The organism is Streptomyces bugieae, from assembly GCF_036352915.1.
Classification (GTDB): domain Bacteria; phylum Actinomycetota; class Actinomycetes; order Streptomycetales; family Streptomycetaceae; genus Streptomyces; species Streptomyces endophytica.
The window spans coordinates 1-23,980 of sequence record NZ_JAZBJP010000043.1 but is presented as its reverse complement, the minus strand read 5'-3'; the positions used below and the strand labels follow the sequence as shown (position 1 = coordinate 23,980).

General features: G+C 73.1%; 27 protein-coding genes. 6 read left to right on the top strand and 21 right to left on the bottom strand.

All coding sequences use genetic code 11. From position 1 onward, the window contains the following. Positions 1–2: 2 nt before the first annotated feature. Complete coding sequence (locus V2J85_RS36035; RefSeq protein WP_261957168.1) at positions 3–1,043, top strand: HpcH/HpaI aldolase/citrate lyase family protein; 1,041 nt, start codon at positions 3–5, stop codon at positions 1,041–1,043. A 62-nt stretch (positions 1,044–1,105) separates the two neighbouring features. On the opposite strand, the gene lgt is transcribed toward V2J85_RS36035, so the two are convergent. The 11 genes from lgt to hisI all read right to left on the bottom strand — a co-directional run bounded on the left by lgt (position 1,106) and on the right by hisI (position 10,557). Beyond that, positions 1,106–2,236 (bottom strand): prolipoprotein diacylglyceryl transferase, encoded by a 1,131-nt coding sequence (gene lgt / locus V2J85_RS36030; protein WP_261952059.1) that lies wholly within the window; start codon positions 2,234–2,236, stop codon positions 1,106–1,108. Positions 2,237–2,332: 96 nt separating this feature from the next. After that, positions 2,333–3,298, bottom strand: a complete 966-nt coding sequence (locus V2J85_RS36025) for a DsbA family protein (RefSeq protein ID WP_261952058.1) — start codon at positions 3,296–3,298, stop codon at positions 2,333–2,335. Between the two features lie 170 nt (positions 3,299–3,468). Next, entirely contained in the window at positions 3,469–4,287 is an 819-nt protein-coding gene (gene trpA, locus V2J85_RS36020) for a tryptophan synthase subunit alpha (RefSeq protein WP_261952057.1), read from the bottom strand. Further along, the gene (trpB, locus tag V2J85_RS36015) at positions 4,287–5,567 is read right to left on the bottom strand and encodes a tryptophan synthase subunit beta (protein WP_330823878.1); all 1,281 of its coding nucleotides are present in this window, start codon (positions 5,565–5,567) and stop codon (positions 4,287–4,289) included. The genes trpA and trpB overlap by 1 nt, the downstream gene beginning before the upstream one ends. A 111-nt stretch (positions 5,568–5,678) precedes the next feature. Then, positions 5,679–5,915, bottom strand: coding sequence for a tryptophan biosynthesis modulator TrpM (gene trpM, locus V2J85_RS36010; RefSeq protein WP_330823877.1), 237 nt, complete (start codon positions 5,913–5,915; stop codon positions 5,679–5,681). Between the two features lie 17 nt (positions 5,916–5,932). Then, positions 5,933–6,742, bottom strand: a complete 810-nt coding sequence (trpC, locus tag V2J85_RS36005) for an indole-3-glycerol phosphate synthase TrpC (protein WP_261952054.1) — start codon at positions 6,740–6,742, stop codon at positions 5,933–5,935. Between the two features lie 151 nt (positions 6,743–6,893). Continuing rightward, positions 6,894–7,352: a DUF2752 domain-containing protein gene (locus V2J85_RS36000; protein ID WP_419836864.1), complete on the bottom strand. Its 459-nt coding sequence runs from the start codon at positions 7,350–7,352 to the stop codon at positions 6,894–6,896. 159 nt (positions 7,353–7,511) lie between these two features. After that, complete coding sequence (locus V2J85_RS35995) at positions 7,512–7,754, bottom strand: HGxxPAAW family protein (RefSeq protein ID WP_261952052.1); 243 nt, start codon at positions 7,752–7,754, stop codon at positions 7,512–7,514. A gap of 85 nt (positions 7,755–7,839) precedes the next feature. Further along, positions 7,840–8,556, bottom strand: a complete 717-nt coding sequence (locus tag V2J85_RS35990) for a TIGR02234 family membrane protein (protein ID WP_410011162.1) — start codon at positions 8,554–8,556, stop codon at positions 7,840–7,842. 67 nt (positions 8,557–8,623) lie between these two features. Then, entirely contained in the window at positions 8,624–10,159 is a 1,536-nt protein-coding gene (locus V2J85_RS35985) for an anthranilate synthase component I (protein ID WP_330823876.1), read from the bottom strand. An 11-nt stretch (positions 10,160–10,170) separates the two neighbouring features. After that, positions 10,171–10,557 carry a phosphoribosyl-AMP cyclohydrolase gene (gene hisI, locus V2J85_RS35980; protein WP_261952049.1) on the bottom strand — a complete coding sequence of 129 codons (387 nt, stop codon included), beginning with the start codon at positions 10,555–10,557 and terminating at the stop codon, positions 10,171–10,173. 39 nt (positions 10,558–10,596) lie between these two features. Between hisI and V2J85_RS35975 the strand changes: the two genes are divergently transcribed. Beyond that, positions 10,597–10,746: a hypothetical protein gene (locus V2J85_RS35975; RefSeq protein ID WP_158795122.1), complete on the top strand. Its 150-nt coding sequence runs from the start codon at positions 10,597–10,599 to the stop codon at positions 10,744–10,746. 39 nt (positions 10,747–10,785) lie between these two features. Here the strand turns inward: V2J85_RS35975 and V2J85_RS35970 are convergent, their stop codons facing one another. Next, positions 10,786–11,418 (bottom strand): TIGR03085 family metal-binding protein, encoded by a 633-nt coding sequence (locus V2J85_RS35970; protein ID WP_330823875.1) that lies wholly within the window; start codon positions 11,416–11,418, stop codon positions 10,786–10,788. A 10-nt stretch (positions 11,419–11,428) separates the two neighbouring features. Continuing rightward, positions 11,429–12,400, bottom strand: coding sequence for a LysR family transcriptional regulator (locus V2J85_RS35965; RefSeq protein ID WP_261952047.1), 972 nt, complete (start codon positions 12,398–12,400; stop codon positions 11,429–11,431). Between the two features lie 94 nt (positions 12,401–12,494). Here V2J85_RS35965 and V2J85_RS35960 point away from each other — a divergent pair, with 94 nt between their 5' ends. From V2J85_RS35960 to V2J85_RS35950, 3 genes are read left to right on the top strand one after another with little or no spacing between them, the layout of a single operon-like run. Beyond that, positions 12,495–13,250 (top strand): succinate dehydrogenase, encoded by a 756-nt coding sequence (locus V2J85_RS35960; protein WP_410011161.1) that lies wholly within the window; start codon positions 12,495–12,497, stop codon positions 13,248–13,250. Positions 13,251–13,252: 2 nt separating this feature from the next. Then, positions 13,253–15,202: a fumarate reductase/succinate dehydrogenase flavoprotein subunit gene (locus V2J85_RS35955; protein WP_330823874.1), complete on the top strand. Its 1,950-nt coding sequence runs from the start codon at positions 13,253–13,255 to the stop codon at positions 15,200–15,202. Then, positions 15,199–15,942, top strand: a complete 744-nt coding sequence (locus V2J85_RS35950) for a succinate dehydrogenase/fumarate reductase iron-sulfur subunit (protein WP_330823873.1) — start codon at positions 15,199–15,201, stop codon at positions 15,940–15,942. Before V2J85_RS35955 ends, V2J85_RS35950 begins: the two co-directional genes overlap by 4 nt. A 33-nt stretch (positions 15,943–15,975) precedes the next feature. On the opposite strand, the gene hisF is transcribed toward V2J85_RS35950, so the two are convergent. Genes hisF through hisD form a run of 8 tightly spaced genes read right to left on the bottom strand, consistent with a single transcriptional unit; the run spans position 15,976 to position 21,806 of the window. Beyond that, positions 15,976–16,740 carry an imidazole glycerol phosphate synthase subunit HisF gene (hisF, locus tag V2J85_RS35945; protein ID WP_261952044.1) on the bottom strand — a complete coding sequence of 255 codons (765 nt, stop codon included), beginning with the start codon at positions 16,738–16,740 and terminating at the stop codon, positions 15,976–15,978. Continuing rightward, positions 16,737–17,174, bottom strand: coding sequence for a Rid family hydrolase (locus tag V2J85_RS35940; protein ID WP_330823872.1), 438 nt, complete (start codon positions 17,172–17,174; stop codon positions 16,737–16,739). The genes hisF and V2J85_RS35940 overlap by 4 nt, the downstream gene beginning before the upstream one ends. Next, positions 17,171–17,896: a bifunctional 1-(5-phosphoribosyl)-5-((5-phosphoribosylamino)methylideneamino)imidazole-4-carboxamide isomerase/phosphoribosylanthranilate isomerase PriA gene (gene priA, locus V2J85_RS35935; RefSeq protein WP_330823871.1), complete on the bottom strand. Its 726-nt coding sequence runs from the start codon at positions 17,894–17,896 to the stop codon at positions 17,171–17,173. Before priA ends, V2J85_RS35940 begins: the two co-directional genes overlap by 4 nt. A 5-nt stretch (positions 17,897–17,901) precedes the next feature. After that, positions 17,902–18,552, bottom strand: coding sequence for an imidazole glycerol phosphate synthase subunit HisH (hisH, locus tag V2J85_RS35930; protein WP_410011160.1), 651 nt, complete (start codon positions 18,550–18,552; stop codon positions 17,902–17,904). Then, positions 18,549–18,713: a hypothetical protein gene (locus V2J85_RS35925; RefSeq protein WP_030413628.1), complete on the bottom strand. Its 165-nt coding sequence runs from the start codon at positions 18,711–18,713 to the stop codon at positions 18,549–18,551. Before V2J85_RS35925 ends, hisH begins: the two co-directional genes overlap by 4 nt. Further along, positions 18,710–19,303, bottom strand: coding sequence for an imidazoleglycerol-phosphate dehydratase HisB (gene hisB, locus V2J85_RS35920; protein WP_330823870.1), 594 nt, complete (start codon positions 19,301–19,303; stop codon positions 18,710–18,712). The genes V2J85_RS35925 and hisB overlap by 4 nt, the downstream gene beginning before the upstream one ends. Further along, a complete protein-coding gene (locus V2J85_RS35915) occupies positions 19,300–20,454 on the bottom strand; it encodes a histidinol-phosphate transaminase (RefSeq protein ID WP_261952039.1) in 1,155 nt (384 codons plus the stop codon). Before V2J85_RS35915 ends, hisB begins: the two co-directional genes overlap by 4 nt. A 26-nt stretch (positions 20,455–20,480) precedes the next feature. Continuing rightward, positions 20,481–21,806: a histidinol dehydrogenase gene (hisD, locus tag V2J85_RS35910; RefSeq protein ID WP_261952038.1), complete on the bottom strand. Its 1,326-nt coding sequence runs from the start codon at positions 21,804–21,806 to the stop codon at positions 20,481–20,483. A 307-nt stretch (positions 21,807–22,113) separates the two neighbouring features. Here hisD and V2J85_RS35905 point away from each other — a divergent pair, with 307 nt between their 5' ends. Further along, positions 22,114–23,715 (top strand): oxidoreductase, encoded by a 1,602-nt coding sequence (locus V2J85_RS35905; protein WP_261952037.1) that lies wholly within the window; start codon positions 22,114–22,116, stop codon positions 23,713–23,715. Positions 23,716–23,980 lie beyond the last annotated feature (265 nt).

The following is a 23,980-nucleotide window of genomic DNA, read 5'->3' as shown; positions in this document are numbered from 1 at the left end:
CGATGCCCCAGGAATCCCCCGTCGCGACGCCGCTGACCTGGCTCTATGTGCCCGGCGACCGGCCCGGGCCGGTCGCCAAGGCGCTCGGCTGCGGGGCCGACGTGGTGGTCCTCGACCTGGAGGACGCGGTCGCCCCGGACCGCAAGGAGTACGCGCTGCGGGCCACCGCCGAGCTGCTGAGCGACCCGGCGCCGGGCCCGGTGCCGGTGCACGTCCGCGTCAACGCGCTGGACGGTCCGCTCGCCGAGCACGAGATCCGCACCCTCGCCGCGCTGCCGGGGCTGGCCGGGCTGCGGCTGCCCAAGGTGCAGGGGCCGGCCGACATCCGCCGGGCCGCGGGCTGGGCCACGACGGCCGCCGGGCCGCTCGGCGGGCCGGCCGGCGGACGGTTCGCGGAACCGGTCGCCACACCGCTGGCCGCGCCCGCCCTCACCGGCCGGCTCGCCGCCGGACGCACCGCCCGCGGCCCCCGCACCGCCCGGCCCGGCCCCGGCACGGCCACCGCCACCCTCGCCCCCGCGGCCGGCCCGGCCACCCGCGCGCTGCCCGCCACCCCGGCGCTCTACGCCCTGCTGGAGTCCGCCCTCGGCATCGAGCACGCCTTCGTCATCGCCACCGCCCACCCGGCGCTGCGCGGGATCGCGCTCGGCGAGGCCGACCTGGCGGCGGAGCTGGGGGTACGGGACGAGGCGGGGCTGGCGTGGCCGCGCAGCCGGGCCGTGGTCGCGGCCCGGGCGGCCGGGCTGGCACCGCCGCCGCAGTCGGTCTACCCGGACGTGCACGACCTGGAGGGCCTGGCCCGGTCCTGCGCCCAGGGCCGGGCGATGGGGTTCCTGGGCCGGGCGGCGATCCACCCGCGCCAGCTGCCGGTCATCGAAGCGGCCCACCTCCCCTCGCCGGAGGAGATCGAGGCGGCGGCGGAGATCGTCCGGGCGGCCGCCGCGGACGGCGGGGCCCAGGTGCTGGCGGACGGGCGGTTCGTGGACGCGGCCGTGGTGGCCGGCGCCCGGCGGGTGCTGTCGCTGGCCGAGCGCAGACAATGAGGCGGCCCGGGACACCGGGTCCCGGGCCGCCTCAGGCCTCGAAAAAGGTCAGATCCCGATCCTCACGACTTCTTGCTGTCCGCGGCCTCGGCGGCCGGCGCGTCAGCAACCGGCTCGTCGGCGGCCGCCGCCTCCGGCTTCCCGTCCCGCGCCGGGTCCGCCTGCTCCGCCTTTTCCGCCTGCTCGGTCTTTTCCGTCTTGCCTGCGGGCTTCTCCGTCTTCGCGGCGGGCTTGTCGGCCTTCGCGGCGGGCTTGTCGACCGAGACCTTGTCCCGGCCCCCGTCCTCGGCTTCCGCGGAGGCGCCGTCGGTGGGCTCGCCCTCCCCGCCGTCCTTGCCGGCCGCGGCGGCCTCCGCGGCCGCGCGCTCCTCCAGCGCACCGGGCTCGACGACCTCTTCGCGGCCGGGCACCTTCTTGGCGGAGACCACGAAGTAGACCACGGCCAGGACGAAGACGATCAGCGCGGTCCAGACGTTCAGCCGCAGGCCCAGGATGTGGTGCGCCTCGTCGACCCGCATGTACTCGATCCAGGCGCGGCCCGCGCAGTAGGCGGCGACGTACAGCGCGAAGGCCCGTCCGTGGCCGAGCCGGAAGCGCTTGTCGGCCCAGATCACCAGCGCCGCGACGCCGATGCACCACAGGCACTCGTAGAGGAAGGTCGGGTGGTACGTGCCGCCGACGCGTCCGATGGCCGGGTCGGAACTGATCTTCAGCGCCCAGGGGACGTCGGTGGGCTTGCCGTAGAGCTCCTGGTTGAACCAGTTGCCCCAGCGGCCGATCGCCTGGCCCAGCGCCAGGCCCGGCGCCAGCGCGTCGGCGTAGGCCGGCAGCGGGATGCCGCGGCGGCGGCAGCCGATCCAGGCACCGACCGCGCCGAGCGCCACCGCACCCCAGATGCCCAGGCCGCCCTCCCACACCTTGAAGGCGTTGAGCGGGTGCCCGTCCTTGCCGAAGTACGGCTCGTACGTCGTGATGACGTGGTAGAGGCGGCCGCCGACCAGCCCGAAGGGCACGGCCCACACGGCGATGTCCGCGACCGTGCCGGAGCGGCCGCCGCGCTGGACCCAGCGCTTGTTGCCGAGCCAGACGCCCACGAAGACGCCGATGATGATGCAGAACGCGTAGCCGCGCAGCGGGATCGGGCCGAGGTGTACGACGCCGACCGACGGGCTGGGAATGAATGCGAGTTCCATGGCAGGGACGACGCTACCGCGCCGGGCCGGGTCGGCGACAACCCGCCCGGCAACGGCTCCGTAACGACCCCGCCGGTGCGTCGTGACGCTGTGTGGTCAGAAGGCGGGCGAGGCCGCGGCCCCCCGGTGGGCGTGCGCGCCGGTGCCGGGTGCGGCGCCGGCGCCCGTGCCGGGCGAGGCACTCGTGGCGGGTGAGGCGTGGTGGCCCCGTGATGCGCGGTGGCCCGACGATCCGCCGTGGCCCGGCGAGGCGGGGGCGGACGGGGCGCCGGTGCCCGGCTGCTTGCCCTTGTCGGCGTCGAGGACCATCTGCTTCAGGTCCGCCGGGGTCATCCGGCCGCCCTTGACCTTGGACAGGTCCTTGCCGTTGAGCAGGACGGTCGGGGTGCCGCGGTATCCGGAGGAGGCGAAGGCGTCGTTGGACTTGCGGACGAAGGCGTCGTATTTGCCGTCGTTGACGCATGCGGTGAAGGCGGGGGTGGTCAGGCCCTTGACCTTGCCGGCCAGTTGGAGGAGGACCTTCTTGTCGGCGAACTTGTCCTCCTGCTCGGGCGGCTGGTTCGCGTAGAGGACGTCGTGGAAGTCGCGGAACCGTCCGGCGTCCTGGGCGCACAGCGCGGCGTTGGCGGCGTTGAGGGAGCCCTTGCCGCCGGCATTGCCGTCGATGATCGTCACGAGGTGGTACTCGCTCTTCAGCCGGCCCTGGTCCTGGAGTTCGTGGATCACCGGGCGGAAACCGGTCTCGAACTGCTGGCAGGCGGGGCAGCGGAAGTCCTCCCACACCGTGAGGGTGGAGGGGGCGTTCGGTGCGCCCACCGTGACGGCTGGTCGGTCGCCGCCGCTGGCCTGCTTCGGCAGGGCCGTCTCGTTGTCGGAGCTGCTGCCGCCGCTGCCCGACGACATCACCCAGGCGGTGATGCCGCCGGCGATGGCCAGCACCACCAGCACCGCCCCGGCCACGATCGCCTGCCGGCCGCGCCGGGCGCGCGCCTGCTCCTTCTCCCGCTGGGCCTGCAGCCGCTCGCGGGCGCTTCTCTTACCCTCTTGGTTCTTCTGGCTCACGCCCCTGACAAACGAAGCGGAGGGGTGCCGTCGCACCCCTCCGCACCGATGTTCGCCCTATCGAGGGACGGCGTTCCGTGCCGCCGTGGAGGTCCGCCCGGCCGGCGGCTGTCCCTCCCGGCCTGCGGCTGTCCCTTCCGGCCTGCGGCTGTCCTTCCCGGCCTGCGGCCTCAGGAGCGCTTGCGCACGCCCTCGGCCAGCTCGCCCGCCAGGGCGCGCACCCCGGCGAGACCGGCTTGTTCGTCGCCGTCGGCCTCCAGCAGCCGCTTGACGAACGCCGAGCCGACGATCACCCCGTCCGCGAACTGGGCCACCTCGGCGGCCTGGGTGGCGTTGGAGACGCCCAGCCCGACGCAGACCGGCAGCTCGGTGGTGGCGCGGGTGCGCACCACGAGCTCCTGGGCCTCCCGGCCGACGGACTCGCGGGTGCCGGTGACACCCATCAGCGAGGCGGCGTAGACGAAGCCGCTGCCGGCCGCGGTGATCTTGGCGAGCCGCTCGTCCCGGCTGCTCGGCGCGACCACGAAGACGGTGGCCAGGCCGTGCTGCTCGGCGGCCTTGCGCCACACCTCGGACTCCTCGACGGGGAGGTCCGGCAGGATGCAGCCGGCGCCGCCGGCCTCGGCCAGGTCGGCGGCGAACCGCTCGACACCGTAGGCGTCGACGGGGTTCCAGTACGTCATGCACAGCACCGGTGCGCCGGTGGCGGCGTGCACGTCGCGGACCGTGCGGATGACGTCGACGATCTTGATGCCGCCGCGCAGCGCGATGTCGTCGGCGGTCTGGATGACCGGGCCGTCCAGGACCGGGTCGCTGTGCGGCAGGCCGACCTCGACGATGTCGCAGCCGCCGTCCAGCATCTCGGTCATCGCGCGGACGCCGCCGTCGACGGTCGGGAAGCCGGCCGGGAGGTAGCCGACCAGCGCGGCGCGGTTCTCCGCCTTGGCCTGGGCCAGTACGGAATCGAGCAGTTCGATGTTGCCTGCCATCACTTCTCCCCCTCGCCGGTCGGCTGGACCGCGCCGTTGACGTCGGCGCCGCCCTTTCCGTCGTACAGCCCGAAGTACCGCGCCGCGGTGTCCATGTCCTTGTCGCCGCGGCCGGAGAGGTTGACCAGCAGCAGGCCGTCGGCGCCCAGCTCGCGGCCGACCTCCAGGGCACCGGCCAGCGCGTGGGCGCTCTCGATGGCCGGGATGATGCCCTCGGTCCGCGACAGCAGCCGCAGTGCCTGCATCGCGGCGTCGTCGGTGACGGCGCGGTACTCGGCGCGGCCGACGTCCTTGAGGTAGGCGTGCTCGGGGCCGATGCCGGGGTAGTCCAGGCCGGCCGAGATCGAGTACGGCTCGGTGATCTGGCCGTCCTCGTCCTGGAGGACGTAGCTGCGCGAGCCGTGCAGGATGCCGGGGGTGCCCTCGGTGAGGGTGGCGGCGTGCTCGCCGGTCTCGACGCCGTGGCCGCCCGGCTCGCAGCCGATCAGCCGGACGTCGGTGTCGGGCAGGAAGGCGTGGAACAGTCCGATGGCGTTGGAGCCGCCGCCGACGCAGGCCAGCGCGGCGTCCGGCAGGCGGCCGGCGCGCTCCAGGATCTGCCGGCGGGCCTCGACGCCGATGACGCGGTGGAAGTCGCGCACCAGGGCCGGGAAGGGGTGCGGGCCGGCGACCGTGCCGAAGAGGTAGTGGGTGCGGTCGACGTTGGCGACCCAGTCGCGGAACGCCTCGTTGATGGCGTCCTTGAGGGTGCGGCTGCCGGACTTCACGGCGATGACCTCGGCGCCGAGCATCCGCATCCGGGCGACGTTGAGCGCCTGCCGCTGGGTGTCGACCTCGCCCATGTAGATGGTGCAGTCGAGGCCGAAGAGGGCGCAGGCGGTGGCGGTGGCGACGCCGTGCTGGCCGGCGCCGGTCTCGGCGATGACCCGGGTCTTGCCCATGCGCTTGGTGAGCAGCGCCTGGCCCAGCACGTTGTTGATCTTGTGCGAGCCGGTGTGGTTGAGGTCCTCGCGCTTGAGGAACACCCGGGCGCCGCCGGCGTGTTCGGCGAAGCGCGGCACCTCGGTGAGCGCGCTGGGGCGCCCGGTGTAGTTGACCATCAGGTCGTTGAGCTCGGCCGCGAACGCCGGGTCGGCCTTGGCCTTCTCGTACTCGGCCGCGACCTCGTCGACCGCGGCGACCAGCGCCTCGGGGATGAACTTGCCGCCGAAGGCGCCGAAATAGCCCTCGGGGCTGGGCACCTGCCCGTCGGGGTCGGGAAGGAAGAAATCGGAGGACATGAAACGCGCTCCTCGATCGGGGCGTACGCCCCGCACTATCGGATTTCGGACATCACGCTACGGGAGAGACTGCCGCGCAGGCCGGTACCGGGGACGGACGTCCGTCCCGGATCAGCGTGCGGCAGCGCTGCGCCATCGGCGCCCGTTGATCTGTCCCGGCTCCGAGCCGATGTGGTAGCGCACCCGCCGTCCGCGGACCCGGCGGGCCGGCGCGCGGCAGCCGCGCGGCCGGCAGCCGCGGCCCAGTCCCGCATGCCGGCCGTCGCCGGGGGCAGCGGCGAGCAGCGCCGCCGGCCCGGGGCGGTGGCCCGGGCCGGGGCGGCGGATGCGGAAGGCGATGGCGGTCATCCGGGGCGTCCGGGGCCTCAGGCCCGTCCGTGGCGGATCGCCGGGTGGGAACCGGCGGCGACCAGGTCGGCCACCGCGGTCTTGGGGTCCTTGCCGGTGACCAGCGACTCGCCGACCAGGACCGCGTCCGCGCCGTCGTTGGCGTACGCGATCAGGTCGTGCGGTCCGCGGACACCGGACTCGGCGATCTTGACGATGTGGTCCGGGATCTCGGGGGCGACCCGGGCGAAGTTGCCGCGGTCGACCTCCAGCGTCTTGAGGTTGCGGGCGTTGACGCCGATGATCCGGGCGCCGGCGTCCACCGCGCGGGCGACCTCTTCCTCGTCGTGCACCTCGACCAGCGGCGTCAGCCCGATCGACTCGGCCCGCTCGATCAGCGAGACCAGCGCCTCCTGCTCCAGCGCGGAGACGATCAGCAGCGCGAGGTCGGCACCGTAGGCGCGGGCCTCCCACAGCTGGTAGGCGGTGACGATGAAGTCCTTGCGCAGCACGGGGATGTCGACCCGGGCCCGGACGGCCTCCAGGTCGGCCAGCGAACCGCCGAACTTGCGCTGTTCGGTCAGTACGGAGATCACCGCGGCGCCGCCGGCCTCGTAGTCCGCGGCCAGGCCGGCCGGGTCGGCGATCGCGGCCAGCGCGCCCTTGGAGGGGCTGGAGCGCTTGACCTCGCAGATGACCGTGACGCTCTCGCCCTTGAGTGCCGCGACACCGTCCATCGCGGGGCGTGCCTTGCGGGCCCGCTCCTTGAGCTCGTCGAGGGAGGTGCGCGCCTGCCGCTCGGCCAGGTCGGCGCGGACCCCGTCGATGATCTCGTCGAGCACACTCACGCGAGCGGCCTCCTTCTTGAGCGGGGGAGGTGGACAGTGGCCCGTGGGACGCACTGCCCCATCCGGCACTCCGATGGTATCCGCCACGGGATGCAGGTCCCGCATCCGGTTGACCGTGGTCCCACAAGCTGGACACCTCCGCGCCGGCGGCTCATGGCGCCAGACCACTGCCGAAGGGGAGGTTGCGGACGGTCGTGAAGACCAGCAGCAGGCCGCCCAGCGCCCACCAGTGCACGGCGCGCGGCCGCGGTCCGGCCGTGCGGAGCCCGCGGGCCGCCCGGCCGGCCCAGACCGCCCAGAAGGCCGCGCCGGCGGCACAGGCGGCCACCAGGAGGGCGTTGGCGGCCAGGGCGGCGGCCAGGTCCGCGTGGGCGAGGGCGTGGGCGCTGCGGAGCCCGCCGCAGGCCGGGCAGAGGACGCCGGTGAGGTGCCGCAGCGGGCACACGGGGTAGTGGCCGGGCTGGTTGGGATCGACGGCGCCGACGTAGCCGAAGGCCGCGAGGGCGGCGGTCAGCGTGCCCAGCGGGGCCCGGAGGCGGCGGGGCAGTCCGGCCGCCGGCGGGGCTGCCGGCGGAGCTGGGGGCCGGGCACCGGCCGCGCGATCGCTCACGTGCCGATTGTGCGCGGATACGCGCGAAGGCGCAGCTTCTCGGCCGCCGTACGGAGTGGACACGGACGGCGGGTACGGCACCCGCGGGGTGCGTACGGGCCGGGAAGCGGCGCCTTCGGGGGCAGGGCGGTCCGGAGGATCACCCGGTGCGGGGCGGGCTCAGCCCTCCTGCGGCTGCGCCTGGGGGGTGCGGGCCTTGGCCGCGCCCTTGGGCTCCTGGCCCAGGCCGGCCGCGCGCATCAGACCGCCCACCACGGCGCCGGCACCGATGAGCACCATGCCGGCCCAGAAGCCGGGCACGCTCCCCAGCACGATGAAGGCTCCGGCGACACAGAAGCCGATGAACGAGATGATGACGCCCGTCCAGGCTGCGGGGGTGTGTCCGTGGCCACTGCTCGACATGAGTGCTCCTCGTTGCTCTATCGCGCCGGGGTCCGGGCGCGGTGATCCTCGGCGTCCATTGTCACCGATGCCGGGCGGGGCCCCTTTACCGGGTGGGGTCCTCACCGCGGTCCAGGGACTTCCAGATCTCCTCCGGGCGGTCCAGGTCCGGGGCCGCCGGGGCGCGGCGCGGGCCGCGGGCGCCGCCGGGCGTGCGCTCGTAACGGCCCGACATCGCAGGCCAGCGGCGCCCGAACACCAGCGCCAGGACGCCGGCGACGAGCAGCAGCAGACCGCCGGCCGCGGCCACCCAGGGCCAGCCGGTGTGCGTGACGTGATGCACATCGGCACCGGTCAGGCCGACGGCGGTGGCCGCCTTCTCGCGCAGTGCGGAGGTGTCGGAGTTGCCGAGCACGGCGGCGACGACGATGCCGGTGCCGCTGAGCGCGAGCAGCGTGGCGACCGCGATGCGGCCGGCCCGGCGGACCGCGAAGACGGCGACCAGCGCGGCCAGGCCGACCACGGCCAGTGCGCCGGGCACGCCGGTGACATCGGCGCCGGTGACCGTGCGCGGCAGTTCGCCCTGGGCCAGCACCGCGGAGCCGCGGGCCCAGGTGCGGCCGGAGGCCAGCAGGGCCAGGCCGGCGCCGGCCGCGCCGGTCAGCAGCGCGAGCGCGAGGCTGCGCCGGGCGCCGCCGGCGGGCCGGGCCGGACCCGACGGGGTGCCGGCCGGGGGCGCGGTCTCGGCCGGAGGCGCGGTGTCCGGGGACTCGGTGGCGTCCGAGGACTCGGTGGCGGCGGGGGTCTGCGGTGCGGCACTCACGCGTACCACTATCGCGCACCGGCCGGAGGGGGCCGGTGCGCGGGGGTGGTACCGGACGGGCGGGCGGCTAGCGCCCCAGGTGGTTGGCGGTGTGCACGGCGCGGAGCACCGCCGCCGCCTTGTTGCGGCACTCGGTGTCCTCGGCCACCGGGTCGGAGTCGGCGACCACGCCGGCGCCCGCCTGGACGTAGGCGGTGCCGTCCCGCAGCAGCGCCGTGCGGATCGCGATGGCGGTGTCGGAGTCGCCGGCGAAGTCGAGGTAGCCCACGCAGCCGCCGTACAGGCCGCGCCTGGTCGGCTCCAGCTCCTCGATGATCTGCATGGCGCGGGGCTTGGGCGCGCCGGAGAGGGTGCCGGCCGGGAAGCAGGCGGTGAGCACGTCGAAAGCGGTGCGGCCCTCGGCAACCTCGCCGGTGACCGTCGAGACGATGTGCATCACGTGGCTGTAGCGCTCGATGGACATGAAGTCGACGACCTCGACGCTGCCCGGTGCGCAGACCCGGCCGAGGTCGTTGCGGCCCAGGTCGACCAGCATCAGGTGCTCGGCGCGCTCCTTGGGGTCGGCCAGCAGCTCGTCGGCGAGGGCCTGGTCCTCCTGGACGGACGCACCGCGCGGGCGGGTGCCGGCGATGGGGTGGACCATGGCCCGGCCGCCCTCGACCTTCACCAGCGCCTCGGGGCTGGAGCCCACCACGTCGAAGGCGCTGCCGTCGGCGGCCTCGAAGCGGAAGAGGTACATGTACGGGCTGGGGTTGGTGGCCCGCAGCACGCGGTAGACGTCCAACGCGCTTGCGGTGCAGGGGGTTTCGAAGCGCTGGGAGGGCACCACCTGGAAGGCCTCGCCGGCCCGGATGCGCTCCTTGATGTCGTCGACGGCGTCCTGGTAGGCGGGGCCGCCCCATTCGGCGGTGTACGCGGGGACCTCGGACGGCGGCAGCGCGGCGGCGCTGGGCGGCGCGGGCCGGGCGAGGTCGTCGGCCATGGTGTCCAGGCGGGCCACCGCGTCGGCGTACGCCTCGTCGATGCCGGTGTCGAGGTCGTTGTGGTTGATCGCGTTGGCGATCAGCAGGACCGTGCCGTTCCAGTGGTCGAGGACGGCGAGGTCGGAGGTGAGCAGCATGGTCAGCTCGGGCAGCCGGAGGTCGTCGGCGGTGCTGTCGCCGATCTTCTCCAGGCGGCGCACGATGTCGTAGCCGAGGTAGCCGACCATGCCGCCGGTGAAGGGCGGCAGGCCCGCGCCCTCGATGAGGTCGCGCGGGGTGTGCAGCGTCTCGACGGTGGCGCGCAGGGTGGCGAGCGGGTCGCCGTCGGTGGGCACGCCGACCGGCGGGGTGCCGAGCCAGTGCGCCCGGCCGTCGCGGGTGGTGAGGGTGGCGGCGCTGCGGACGCCGACGAAGGAGTAGCGCGACCACGTGCGGCCGTTCTCGGCGGATTCCAACAGGAAGGTGCCGGGGCGCTCGGCGGCGAGTTTTCGGTACAGCCCGACCGGTGTGTCGCCGTCCGCGAGCAGGCGCCGGGTGACGGGGATGACCCGCCGGTCCTTGGCGAGCGTGCGGAAGGTGTCGAGGTCCGGATGGGCGGTGCCGGTGGTTCCCGTGGTCATGGCAGCGGAGCCTACTGGTCCCGGGGGTCCCCGGTCGTCAGCACATCGGCGTCGAAGCAGGTGCGGGCGCCGGTGTGGCAGGCGGCGCCGACCTGGTCGACCTTCACCAGGAGGGTGTCCGCGTCGCAGTCCAGGGCGACCGACTTGACGTACTGGACGTGGCCGGAGGTGTCGCCCTTGACCCAGTACTCCTGGCGGCTGCGGGACCAGTACGTGCAGCGTCCGCTGGTCAGCGTGCGGTGCAGCGCCTCGTCGTCCATCCAGCCCATCATCAGCACCTCACCGGTGTCGTACTGCTGGGCGATGGCGGGCACCAGGCCGTCGGCGCCGCGCTTGAGGCGGGCGGCGATCGCGGGGTCCAGTGCGGAGTCGGCGAGGGGCGTGCGGCTGCTGCTCATGGCTCCATTGTGCCGTGCGGACCCTGTCATCCTGCAGATATGCCCCCGCAACCGCCGCCGCCCGTACCACCGCCCCCGCCACCGGAGCCGGACCGGGCCGCGCGGGTGGCGGCGCGGGTGCTGGGGGCGGTGTTCGCGGCGGCGGTGGTGGTGGCGGTGGTGGTCGTGCTGGTGCTGCTGCACCGCTGAGGGCCCGGCGGCCCGGGCCCGGTGGCCCGCAGCCGCCGGTCAGATGCCGAGCTTCGCCGCCAGCAGCCGGTCGATCGCTTCCTTGTCGCCGTCCAGCTGCACATCGGCGACCTGCTGCCGGCCGAAGGCGAACATCGTCAGCTCGCCGGGCTCGCCGACGACCGTGACCACCGGTGTGCCGCGGTGGGCGACCGCCGTGCGTCCGTCCGGGCGGCGCAGCACCAGCCCGACCGGTGATCTGCGGCCCAGCACCCGGGCCATCCGCTCGATCCGGGCCCACAGCGCGTCCGCGAAGACGGGGTCCACCTCGCGCGGGGTCCACTCCGGGCGGGCGCGCCGGACGTCCTCGGCGTGGACGTAGAACTCGACGGTGTTGGACGCCTCGTCGATCGGCTTGAGCGCGAACGGCGACAGCCTGGGCGGGCCGGTCCGGATCAGGTGGATCAGCTCGCCGTACGGTTTGGCCGCGAATTCCGCCTGCACCCGCTCCAGCCGGCCCGCCAGCGGTTTGACCAGCAGCCCGCCGGCCACGTCGGCGCGCCGCTCACGGACGACCACGTGCGCGGCCAGGTCCCGGGTGGTCCAGTTCGCACAGAGCGTCGGCGCCTCGGGCCCGGCGCTCTCCAACAGGTCGGCGAGGAGGAGTCGTTCACGCTTCGCATGGGTCGACATAACGGCCAGCCTACGGCCGGTCGCGATCACCTGCCACGGCGCCGCGCGGACCCCGCGGCGGGCCGGGGCGCGGGCGAGGGGCGGCGGACGGCCCGAGGCCCAGGTGTTCCTTGAGGATGCGTTCCAGTTCGCGGGCGGCGCGGGACGGGGAGACGTCGCCGCGGTGGGCGACGGAGACGACGCGGTGCATGCCGGGGGTGGCGAAGGGCGTGATGCGCAGGCCGGAGCGCTCGGCGACCATGCTGGGCACGACGGCGATGCCGAGGCCGGCGCGGACGAAGCCGAGGACCGCGTCCATCTCGCCGCCCTCGACGGTGAAGGTCGGCTCGAAGCCGGCCGCGCGGCACGCGGCGGTGGTGAATTCCCGCAGGTCGTAGCCGCGGCGGAACATGGCCAGCGGGCGGCCGCGGAGGTCCTCGACGTGGATCCGGGTGCGCCGGCCGGTCACCGGGGCGGGGCGGTCCGGGGCGGAGACCACGACCAGTTCCTCGCGCAGCAGCTCGGAGGTGGCCAGGGCGGGGGCCTGGACGGGCAGCGGGGTGATGATCAGGGCGAGGTCGAGGGCGCCGTCGGCCAGGGCGCGCACCAGGTCCTGGGAGCCGTCCTCGGTGACGATCAGGTCGACGCCGGGGTAGGTCGCGTGGAAGGCGCTCAGGACGTCGGGGACGAGGCTGGCGCAGAGGCTGGGCGGGGCGCCGAGCCGGAGCCGGCCGCGGCGCAGCTGGGCGACCTCCTGGACCTCGCGGCGGGCGGTCTCGGCGTCGGCGAGGATCCGGCGGGCGAGCGGCAGCAGGGTCTCGCCGGCGTCGGTGAGGGTGATGTGGCCGCGGGCGCGGTGGAAGAGCTCGGCGCCCAGCTCCCGTTCCAGGGACCGGATCTGCTGGGAGAGCGAGGGCTGGGCGACGTGTTCGCGCTCGGCGGCGCGGGTGAAGTGGCGGGTGTCGGCGACCGCGGTGAAGTAGCGGAGCTGCTGCAGCTGCATAAGGGGAATGTAAGGCATCGATAGCCTCAGCCTATGGAGATGAGCCGGAGCATGTCTTGGACTGATGACGGGGCGCTCCTTACGGTCGGGATCCATGGCACTGGGCATACGGACGGACCGACGGCCGTCGAAGACGGGCAGCGCGCGACAGCGCTCGATGAGGGGTGGTGGCCGGGCGACGGGCGGGCGCACCCTGTGGGACAGCTCCGTCGGCAAGAAGACCGTGATGGCCGTGAGCGGGCTGGTCATGCTGCTCTACCTGGTCGTCCACATGATCGGGAACCTGAAGATCTTCTTCGGGCCGGGCGAGTTCGACCACTACGCGCACTGGCTGCGGGTGGTCGGCGAGCCGTTCATGCACTACGAGTGGACGCTGTGGCTGGTCCGCGTCGTGCTCCTCGTCGCCGTCGTCGCCCACGCCACGTCCGCGTACCAGCTCAGCCGCCGCGACATCAAGGCGCGCCCCACCAAGTACGTGCACAAGAAGCGGCGGGCCAGCTACGCGACGCGCACCATGCGCTGGGGCGGGATCATCCTCGGCCTGTTCCTCGTCTGGCACCTGCTCGACCTGACGACCGGCACCGTGCACCCCGGCTTCCGGCCCGGCCACCCGTACCGGAACGTGGTGGACACCTTCTCCACCTGGTACGGCAACGTCCTCTACATCGTCGCGATGCTGGCGCTCGGCCTGCACGTCCGGCACGGCTTCTGGAGCGCCGCGCAGAGCCTCGGCGTGGGCAGCCGCACCCGTGACCGTTTCCTGAAGACCACCGCCAACGTCCTCGCGCTGGTGCTGACGGTGGGCTTCGTCTCCGTACCCGTCGCCGTCATGACCCAAGTGGTGAGCTGACCATGTCTCCTTACGCCGACTACGCGACCGGGGAGCCGGTCGCCGACACCAAGGCGCCGGCCGGACCGGTCGCCGAGCGCTGGGACACCCGCCGCTTCGAGGCGAAGCTGGTCAACCCGGCCAACCGCCGCAAGCACACCGTCATCGTCGTCGGCACCGGGCTCGCCGGCGGTGCGGCCGGTGCCACGCTCGCCGAACAGGGCTACCACGTCGAGCAGTTCTGCTACCAGGACTCCCCGCGCCGGGCGCACTCCATCGCCGCGCAGGGCGGCATCAACGCGGCGAAGAACTACCGCAACGACGGCGACTCGGTCCACCGGCTCTTCTACGACACCGTCAAGGGCGGCGACTTCCGGGCCCGCGAGTCCAACGTGCACCGGCTCGCGCAGATATCGGTCGAGATCATCGACCAGTGCGTGGCCCAGGGCGTGCCGTTCGCCCGCGAGTACGGCGGGCTGCTCGACACCCGCTCCTTCGGCGGCGTCCAGGTCTCCCGCACCTTCTACGCCCGCGGCCAGACCGGCCAGCAGCTGCTGCTCGGCGCCTACCAGGCGCTGTCCCGGCAGATCGCGGCCGGGAACGTCACGATGCACCCGCGGACCGAGATGCTGGACCTGATCGTCGTGGACGGCCGGGCCCGCGGCATCGTCGCCCGCGACCTGATCACCGGCACGATCGACACGTATTTCGCGGACGCGGTGGTGCTCGCCTCCGGCGGCTACGGCAACGTCTTCTACCTGTCGACGAACGCCATGAACTCCAACGCGACCGCGATCTGGCGGGCGCACCGGCGCGGCGCGTACTTCGCCAACCCGTGCTTCACGCAGATCCACCCGACCTGCATCCCGCGCACCGGCGACCACCAGTCGAAGCTGACGCTGATGAGTGAGTCGCTGCGCAACGACGGCCGGATCTGGGTGCCGAAGGCCAAGGGCGACACCCGGCCGCCCGCCGAGATCCCCGAGGACGAGCGCGACTACTACCTGGAGCGCATCTACCCGTCCTTCGGCAACCTCGTCCCCCGCGACATCGCCTCGCGCGCCGCGAAGAACGTCTGCGACGAGGGCCGCGGCGTCGGCCCCGGCGGGCAGGGCGTCTACCTGGACTTCGCCGACGCGATCGCGCGGATGGGCCGCACGGCCGTGGAGGCCAGGTACGGCAACCTCTTCGACATGTACCAGCGGATCACCGACGAGGATCCGTACGAGGTGCCGATGCGGATCTACCCGGCCGTGCACTACACGATGGGCGGCCTGTGGGTCGACTACGACCTGGCGACCACCGTCCCCGGCCTGTTCGCGATCGGCGAGGCCAACTTCTCCGACCACGGTGCCAACCGGCTCGGCGCGTCCGCGCTGATGCAGGGCCTGGCCGACGGCTACTTCGTCCTGCCGTCGACGATCAACGACTACCTGGCGCGCCATCCGCACGAGGACGAGATCGGCGCCGACCACCCGGTCGTCCAGGAGGTCCTCGCCGAGACCGAGGACCGGCTGCACCTCCTGCTGGCCGTCGACGGCGACCGCACGCCGGACTCCTTCCACCGCGAACTCGGCGAGCTGATGTGGGAGTTCTGCGGCATGGCCCGCAGCGACGCGGGGCTGCGGAAGGCGCTGGAGCGCATCCCGCAGATCCGCGAGGAGTTCTGGCGCCGCATCAAGGTGCCCGGCACCGGCGAGGAGTTCAACCAGTCGCTGGAGAAGGCCAACCGGATCGTCGACTACCTGGAGCTCGCCGAGCTGATGTGCCTCGACGCGCTGCACCGGGCCGAGTCCTGCGGCGGCCACTTCCGCGAGGAGTCCCAGACCCCGGACGGCGAAGCGGCCCGCGAGGACGACGCGTTCTCCTACGCCGCCGCCTGGGAGTTCACCGGCACCGGCGAGGCACCCACCCTGCACAAGGAAGACCTGGTCTTCGAGTACGTCCACCCCACCCAGCGGAGCTACGCATGAGGCTCACCCTGCGCGTCTGGCGCCAGAAGAACGCCGGCACCGAAGGTGCCATGTCCCCGTACGAGGTGGACGGCATCTCGCCCGACATGTCCTTCCTGGAGATGCTGGACGTCCTCAACGAACAGCTCATCCTGTCCGGCGAGGAACCCGTCGCCTTCGACCACGACTGCCGCGAGGGCATCTGCGGCGCCTGCTCGCTCGTCATCAACGGCGAGGCGCACGGCCCGGAGCGCACCACCACCTGCCAGCTGCACATGCGGTCCTTCCAGGACGGCGACACCCTCGACATCGAGCCGTGGCGGGCCTCCGCCTTCCCCGTGATCAAGGATCTCGTCGTCGACCGCTCGGCCTTCGACCGGATCATCCAGGCCGGCGGCTACATCACCGCCCCGACCGGCTCCGCGCCGGAGGCGCACGCGACGCCCGTGCCGAAGCCGGACGCCGACTTCGCCTTCGAGCACGCCGAGTGCATCGGCTGCGGGGCGTGTGTCGCCGCTTGCCCGAACGGGGCGGCGATGCTCTTCACCTCCGCCAAGGTCAACCACCTGGGCGTCCTGCCGCAGGGCGCCCCGGAACGCGCGTCCCGGGTGCTGGACATGGTGTCCCAGATGGACGAGGAGGGCTTCGGCGGCTGCACCCTCACCGGCGAGTGCGCCACCGCCTGCCCCAAGGGCATCCCGCTGTTCAGCATCACGAAGATGAACCGCGAGTTCGTCCGGGCGGCCCGGAAGGGGCGCTGAGCGCCCCGCCCGCGCCGGGGCGGGGCACCGTGGTCAGCGCACCGGGTGCCCCGCCTCGCGCAGGGTCTGCTTGACCTCGCTGATGCGGAGGTCGCCGAAGTGGAAGACGGAGGCGGCGAGGACCGCGTCGGCGCCGGCGGCGACGGCCGGGGGGAAGTGGGAGAGCCGGCCGGCGCCGCCGGAGGCGATGACCGGGATGGTGACGTGCTTGCGGACCGCCTCGATCATCTCGACGTCGTAGCCGTCCTTGGTGCCGTCGGCGTCCATGGAGTTCAGCAGGATCTCGCCGGCGCCGAGTTCGGCGGCGCGGTGGGCCCATTCGACGGCGTCGATGCCGGTGCCGCGGCGGCCGCCGTGGGTGGTGACCTCGAAGCCGGACGGTGTGCCGGCGTCGGTGCGGCGGGCGTCGACCGACAGGACCAGGACCTGGCTGCCGAAGCGTTCGGCGATCTCGCGGATCACGTCGGGGCGGGCGATGGCGGCGGTGTTGACGCCGACCTTGTCGGCGCCGGCCCGCAGGAGTTTGTCGACATCCTCGGGGGTGCGGACGCCGCCGCCGACGGTCAGCGGGATGAAGACCTGTTCGGCGGTGCGACGGACCACGTCGTAGGTGGTCTCGCGGTTGCCGGAGGAGGCGGTGATGTCGAGGAAGGTCAGCTCGTCGGCGCCCTCGTCGCCGTAGATCTTGGCCATCTCGACGGGGTCGCCGGCGTCGCGGAGGTTCTGGAAGTTGACGCCCTTGACGACCCGGCCGTTGTCGACGTCCAGGCAAGGGATGACTCGGACCGCCAGGGTCATCGCGGATCTCCTTCGGGGGCCCGGGGTGCGCTCCCCGGGGTTGCGCTGTCGCGGAATGCTTCGAGTTCGACCTGCACCAGCACCCGCGGATCGACGCAGCCGGAGACCACGACCATGGTCGCGGCGGGCCGCACGGCGTCGAAGAGCTCCTTGTGGGCCCGGCCGACGGCGTCCACGTCACGCACGTGGGTGAGGTACATACGGGTGCGGATGACGGATTCGGCGCCCAGGCCGAATTCCCGCAGCGCGTCGAGGCCCTGCCGGAAGGCCGCGAGCGCCTGTTCGTACGGGTCCCCCTCGCCGTGCAGCACCGTGCCGGTGAACGGCAGGGTGCCGGCGACGAGGACCCGGTCCCCGGCCGCGACGGCACGTGCATGGCCGAAGGCCCCCTCCCAGGGGCTGTCGGACTGGACGCGCCGCACGGCCTCGCTCATCGGGACACCGCCTCCAGGGCTTCCTCCAGGGTGAACGCCTTGGCGTAGAGCGCCTTGCCGACGATGGCGCCCTCGACGCCCTCCGGCACCAGGCCCGCGATGGCCCGCAGGTCGTCGAGGGAGGAGACACCGCCGGAGGCGACGACGGGGCGGTCGGTGGCGGCGCAGACGTTCCTCAGCAGCTCCAGGTTGGGGCCCTGGAGGGTGCCGTCCTTGTTGATGTCGGTGACGACGTAGCGGGCGCAGCCCTCGGAGTCCAGACGGGCCAGCGTCTCGTAGAGGTCGCCGCCGTCGCGGGTCCAGCCGCGGCCGCGCAGCGTCGTCCCCCGGACGTCCAGGCCGACCGCGATCCGGTCGCCGTACTCGGCGATGATCTTGGCGACCCACTCGGGGTTCTCCAGCGCCGCGGTGCCGATGTTGACCCGGGTGCAGCCGGTGGCCAGCGCCGCGGCGAGCGAGGCGTCGTCGCGGATGCCGCCGGACAGCTCGACCTTGATGTCCATCGAGCGGGCCACCTCGGCGATCTGCGCGCGGTTGTCGCCGGTGCCGAAGGCCGCGTCGAGGTCGACGAGGTGCAGCCACTCGGCGCCGGCACGCTGCCAGGCGAGGGCCGCCGCCAGCGGGTCGCCGTAGGAGGTCTCCGAGCCGGACTCGCCGTGCACCAGGCGGACGGCCTGGCCGTCGCGGACGTCGACGGCGGGCAGCAGTTCAAGCGTGTTCACAGCGTTCACAGCGTTTCGATCCAGTTGGTCAGGAGCTGGGCACCGGCGTCGCCGGACTTCTCGGGGTGGAACTGGGTGGCCCACAGCGGGCCGTTCTCGACCGCGGCCACGAACGGTTCGCCGTGCGTGGCCCAGGTGACCTTGGGCGCGGCGAGGTGCGGGTTGCCGATCTCCAGCTCCCAGTCGTGCACCGCGTAGGAGTGCACGAAGTAGTAGCGGGCGTCGGCGGGCAGCCCGGCGAACAGCTGCGAGCCCTCGGGGGCGTCGACGGTGTTCCAGCCCATGTGCGGGACGATGTCGGCCTTGAGCGGGCCGACCGTGCCGGGCCACTCGTCCAGGCCCTCGGTCTCCACGCCGTGCTCGATGCCGCGGTTGAAGAGGACCTGCATGCCGACGCAGATGCCCATGACCGGGCGGCCGCCGGCCAGCCGGCGCCCGACGATCCAGTCGCCGCGGGCCTCCTTCAGCCCGCGCATGCAGGCGGCGAACGCGCCCACGCCGGGGACCAGCAGCCCCTCGGCGTTCATCGCCCGGTCGAAGTCCCGGGTGATCTCCACGTCCGCACCGACGTGCGCCAGCGCGCGCTCCGCGGAGCGGACGTTGCCGAAGCCGTAGTCGAGGACGACGACCTTCTTACGGGAGGACGGAGCGGTCAATTCCACACCTCCAGCCGCAGCACACCGGCGGCCAGGCACATCGCCGAGCCGACGGAGAGCAGCACGATCAGGCTCTTGGGCAGCTGCTGCTTCCAGAAGGAGTAGACGCCGCCGAGGAGGAAGAGCCCGAGGAGGATGAAGACGGTCGACAGGCCGTTCACAGGGCTCCCTTGGTCGACGGGATGATCCCGGCCGCGCGCGGGTCGCGCTCGCTGGCGTAGCGCAGGGCCCGGGCCAGGGCCTTGAACTGGCACTCCACGATGTGGTGGGCGTTGCGCCCGTACGGGACGTGGATGTGCAGGGCGATCTGCGCCTGGGCGACGAAGGACTCGAAGATGTGCCGGGTCATCGTCGTGTCGTAGCTGCCTATCATCGGCGCCATGTTCTCGGGCTCGGTGTGCACGAGGTACGGGCGGCCGGAGAGGTCGACGGTCACCTGGGCGAGCGACTCGTCCAGCGGGACGGTGCAGTTGCCGAAGCGGTAGATCCCGGACTTGTCGCCGAGGGCCTTCTTGAAGGCGGCACCGAGCGCGAGGGCGGTGTCCTCGATGGTGTGGTGGGTGTCGATGTGCAGGTCGCCGTCGGTCTTGACCTTGAGGTCGAACAGGCCGTGCCGGCCGAGCTGGTCGAGCATGTGGTCGTAGAAGCCGACACCCGTCGACACGTCGACCTCGCCCCGGCCGTCGAGGTCGATCTCGACGAGCACGGAGGTTTCCTTCGTGGTGCGCTCCACGCGCCCGACGCGGTTCATGCGCTCTGCTCCTTCAGGGGTGTGGGGGTGTCCCCCACGAACTTCACTAGTTCACGGGCCGCGTCGAGGAACGCGTCGTTCTCCGCCGGGGTGCCCGCGGAGACCCGCAGCCATCCCGGTACGCCGTTGTCGCGGACCAGCACGCCGCGGTCGAGGATCTGCTGCCAGACCGCGTGGGCGTCGTCGAACCGCCCGAACTGGACGAAGTTGGCGTCCGACTCCGTCACGTCGTAGCCGATGGCGCGCAGTTCGTCGACCAGCCGGTCGCGCTCCTGCTTGAGCTGCTCGACGTACCCCAGCAGGGTGTCGGTGTGCTCCAGCGCGGCCAGCGCGGTGGCCTGGGTGACCGCCGAGAGGTGGTACGGCAGCCGGACGAGCTGGACCGCGTCCACCACCGCCGGGTCCGCGGCGAGGTAGCCGAGGCGCAGCCCGGCCGCGCCGAAGGCCTTCGACATCGTGCGGGAGATGACGAGGTGGGGCCGCCCGGCGAGCAGCGGCAGCAGCGAGTCGCCGTGGCTGAACTCGATGTACGCCTCGTCGACCACGACCATCGACGGCTTGGCCGCCTGGGCCGCCTCGTACAGGGCGAGCACCGCCTCGGCCGGGACGGCGTTGCCGGTGGGGTTGTTGGGGGTGGTGATGAAGACGACGTCGGGGCGGTGCTCGGCGATGGCGCGCTCGGCCGCCGGCACGTCGATGGTGAAGTCGTCGTTGCGCGGACCGGAGATCCAGCCGGTGCCCGTGCCGCGCGCGATGAGCGAGTGCATCGAGTACGAGGGCTCGAAGCCGATCGCGGTGCGGCCCGGCCCGCCGAAGGTCTGCAGCAGCTGCTGGATGACCTCGTTGGAGCCGTTGGCGGCCCAGACGTTGTCGATGCCGACCTCGTACCGGCCGGTGCGGGTGAGGTAGCGGGCCAGCTCGGTGCGCAGCTCGACCGCGTCCCGGTCCGGATAGCGGTTGAGGTCGCGGGCGGCCTCGCGCACCCGCTCCGCGATCCGCTCGACCAGCGGCTCGGGCAGCGGGTAGGGGTTCTCGTTGGTGTTCAGCCGTACCGGGACGTCCAGCTGCGGGGCGCCGTAAGGGGACTTGCCGCGCAGTTCGTCGCGCACCGGGAGGTCGTCCAGGCCGGCCACTGCGGAGTTGCGGGTCATGGGTGCGGTGCCTTGCTTCGTTCGCGTCACTTGCCTTCGGGGACCTTCCAGCCGAACCGGGCCTTGACGGCCGCCCCGTGTGCGGGCAGGTCCTCGGCCTCGGCCAGCGTCACGACGTGGTGCGCGACCTCGGCCAGCGCGTCCTTGGTGTAGTCGACGATGTGGATGCCGCGCAGGAACGACTGCACGGACAGTCCCGAGGAGTGGCAGGCGCAGCCGCCGGTGGGCAGGACGTGGTTGGAGCCCGCGCAGTAGTCCCCGAGCGAGACCGGCGCCCAGGGGCCGACGAAGATCGCGCCGGCGTTCTTCACCCGCTGGGCGAGGGCGGCCGCGTCCGCGGTCTGGATCTCCAGGTGCTCCGCGCCGTACGCGTCGACGACCCGCAGGCCCTCCTCGACGCCGTCCACCAGGACGATCGCGGACTGCCTGCCGGACAGCGCCGGGACGATCCGGTCGTCGACGTGCCGGGTCGCGGCGACCTGCGGCTCCAGCTCCTTCTCGACGGCCTCGGCGAGCTCCACGGAGTCGGTGACGAGGACCGCGGCGGCCAGCGGGTCGTGCTCGGCCTGGCTGATCAGGTCGGCGGCGACGTGCGCGGCGTCGGCGGTGTCGTCGGCGAGGATGGCGATCTCGGTCGGTCCGGCCTCGGCGTCGATGCCGATCTTGCCGGTGAAGTAGCGCTTGGCGGCGGCGACCCAGATGTTGCCGGGGCCGGTGACCATGTTCGCGGGCGGGCAGGACTCGGTGCCGTGCGCGAACATCGCGACGGCGGTGGCGCCGCCGGCCGCGTAGACCTCGTCCACGCCGAGCAGCGCGCACGCGGCGAGGATCGTCGGGTGCGGCAGCCCGCCGAAGTCGGCCTGGGCCGGGGAGGCAAGCGCGATCGACTCGACACCGGCCTCCTGGGCCGGCACCACGTTCATGATCACGGACGACGGGTAGACCGAGCGGCCGCCCGGGGCGTACAGCCCGACCCGCTCGACCGGCACCCACTTCTCGCTGACCGTGCCGCCGGGGACGACCTGGGTGGTGTGCGGGGCGCGGCGCTGGGCGCGGTGGACGATGCGGGCGCGCCGGATGGACTCCTCCAGGCTCGCGCGCACGGCCGGGTCGAGCTCCTCCAGGGCACGGGTCAGCGCGGCGGCCGGCACCCGGACCTGGTCGAGCGTGACCCCGTCGAACCTCTCCGCGTACTCGATCAGCGCCGCGTCGCCACGATGATGCACGTCCTCGCAGATCGGCCGCACCTTCTCCAGGGCGGCTTCCACGTCGAACTCGGCACGGGGCAGCAGGTCGCGCAGGGCGCCGCCCTCGGGAAGGGCGTCACCGCGCAGATCGATTCGGGAGATCACGCCCCCAGTGTCTCAGACCCGATCCTGCGCCCGGCCGCCCGTATCACTCAGTGATACACAGCGACGCGGGGGCCGGACGCAGGGTGACCCGGCGCCCTGAAGTTGACCGGAGTTGGCCCTGACCACGCGTGTTCAACCGGTCACCGGGCGGGCAAGGGCCACGTAGCGGCGTACGGGGAGACCTGCGGGAGCGGCTGTGGGACGCGCGCGGACCGGCGCACGGGATGCGTCCGAACAGGTTGCGACACGCGAAGACGGCGGGGCAGGCACGCGCCGCGGCGGACCACGGAATGGCAAGGGGGACACAGTGACGGAGACCAGGGACGGCGACGCGCCCGCCGACCTGCGGCTGACCTCGGCGGAGTGGAGCATGTGGCAGGCGTTCCGCAACGGCAGCACCTGCGATCTGCACATCGGGGACCCGGTCCGCGACGATCCGCACGGGCAGCACCTGTGGGGCCCGGAGCGCCGGGTGCGGGCCCGCGTGGTGGCGCTGCTGCTGCTCGACGGACCGCCGGCGCAGCCGGGCCGGGTGTCGGCGCTGAAGCTGACCGGCGCGTACATCACGGACACTCTCGACGTGGCGGGCGGCACGATCAAGCCATTCGTGGAGCTGCGGGACTGCCGCTTCGAGGCCGAGGTGGTGCTGCCGGAGAGCCGGTTCAGCACGCTGCGGATGGTGAACTGCGCGATACCCCGGCTGGAGGCCGCCCGGCTGCACACCGAGGGCGATCTGCATCTGCCGCGGTGCGTGGTGCAGTCCGGCATCCGCCTCACCGACGCCCACATAGGCACCGACCTCATGCTCAACCAGACCGTCGTGCACAAGGACCGCCAGGGCCGGTCCATCATGGCGGACGGCCTGACCGTGGCCCAGGACCTGCAGGCGGAGATGCTGGAGTCCTATGGCGAGCTGTCGCTGCGCGGCGCCACGGTCGGGGTGTCGCTGAGCCTGCGCGGCAGCCACCTGAGCAACCCGTTCGGCCGCCGGGCGCTGAACGCCCCGCAGCTGACCGTCGAGCGCACCCTCTATCTGACCGCCGCGGGCCTGGCGAACTCCCCGTTCTCCAGCGGCACCACTCCCCCGTACGGCATCACCAACACCCCGCCCCGCGGCACCCGTATGCAGCGCTTCGAGTGCGAGGGCGGGATGCGGCTGGACGACGGCCGGTTCGGCGACGCGGTCGACTTCGAGCACGCGCGGTTCGTCATGGAGTCCGACCAGGAGCTGTCGCTGCGCCGGATCCAGACGCCGGAGCTGCGCTTCCTCGGCGAGCGGCCGCAGCGCGGCCGGGTGATCCTCTCCGGCGCCCGGGTCGTCAACCTCGTCGACAAATCCGCGAGCTGGCCCGGCCTGGGCGGCCTGTGGATGGCCGGCTTCGCGTACGAGACGCTGATCCCGCGCGGCCACTTCCCGCTGGCGCTGCGCCTCCAGTGGGTCGCCGCGGCCACCCCCGAATACGCGCCCGAGCCCTACGAAATGCTCGCCGCCTCGCTGCGCGCCAGCGGCGAGGATTCCGACGCCCGCGAGGTCCTGCTGGCCAAGCAGCGCCGCCGCCGCGAGACGCTGCCGCTGGCCGCGAAGGCGTGGGGCTTCCTCCAGGACTGGACCGTCGCCTACGGCTACCGCCCCGGCCGCGCCGCGGTCTGGATGGCCATCCTCTGGGCCATCGGCACGGCCTACTTCTCGACGACCCCGCCCCCACCCCTCAAGGCGGGCGAGGCACCCCCCTGGAACCCGTACCTCTACTCCCTCGACCTCCTCCTCCCCGTCATAGACCTCAACCAGGACGCCGCCTGGAAACCAGGAGGAACCGCCCAATGGGCAGCGGCGATCCTCATCCTGGCGGGCTGGGTCCTGGCAACAACGGTGGCAGCGGGGGCGTCCCGCCTGTTGCGGCGGCAGTAGCCCCACGTACCGTTCCGCTGCGCTTTGCGGCGCCCCGTACGTACCCGTCTCTCCCGCCGCGGGACGTCTCGCCGTTGCGCCTGGCGGCGGGCGTGGTGTTGTCGGCACGTGGACGTCACGTGCACCCCCACCGTCCTTAACTTCCCCTCTCACGGGAGGGGACGGGCCGGAGGGGCCGGTTGTGTGGACGTAAAGCGTCAGCAGTCCACACAACCGGCCCCGGAGGCCCGTCCCCGCACCCACAAACCACCCAGCCCGCCGCAGG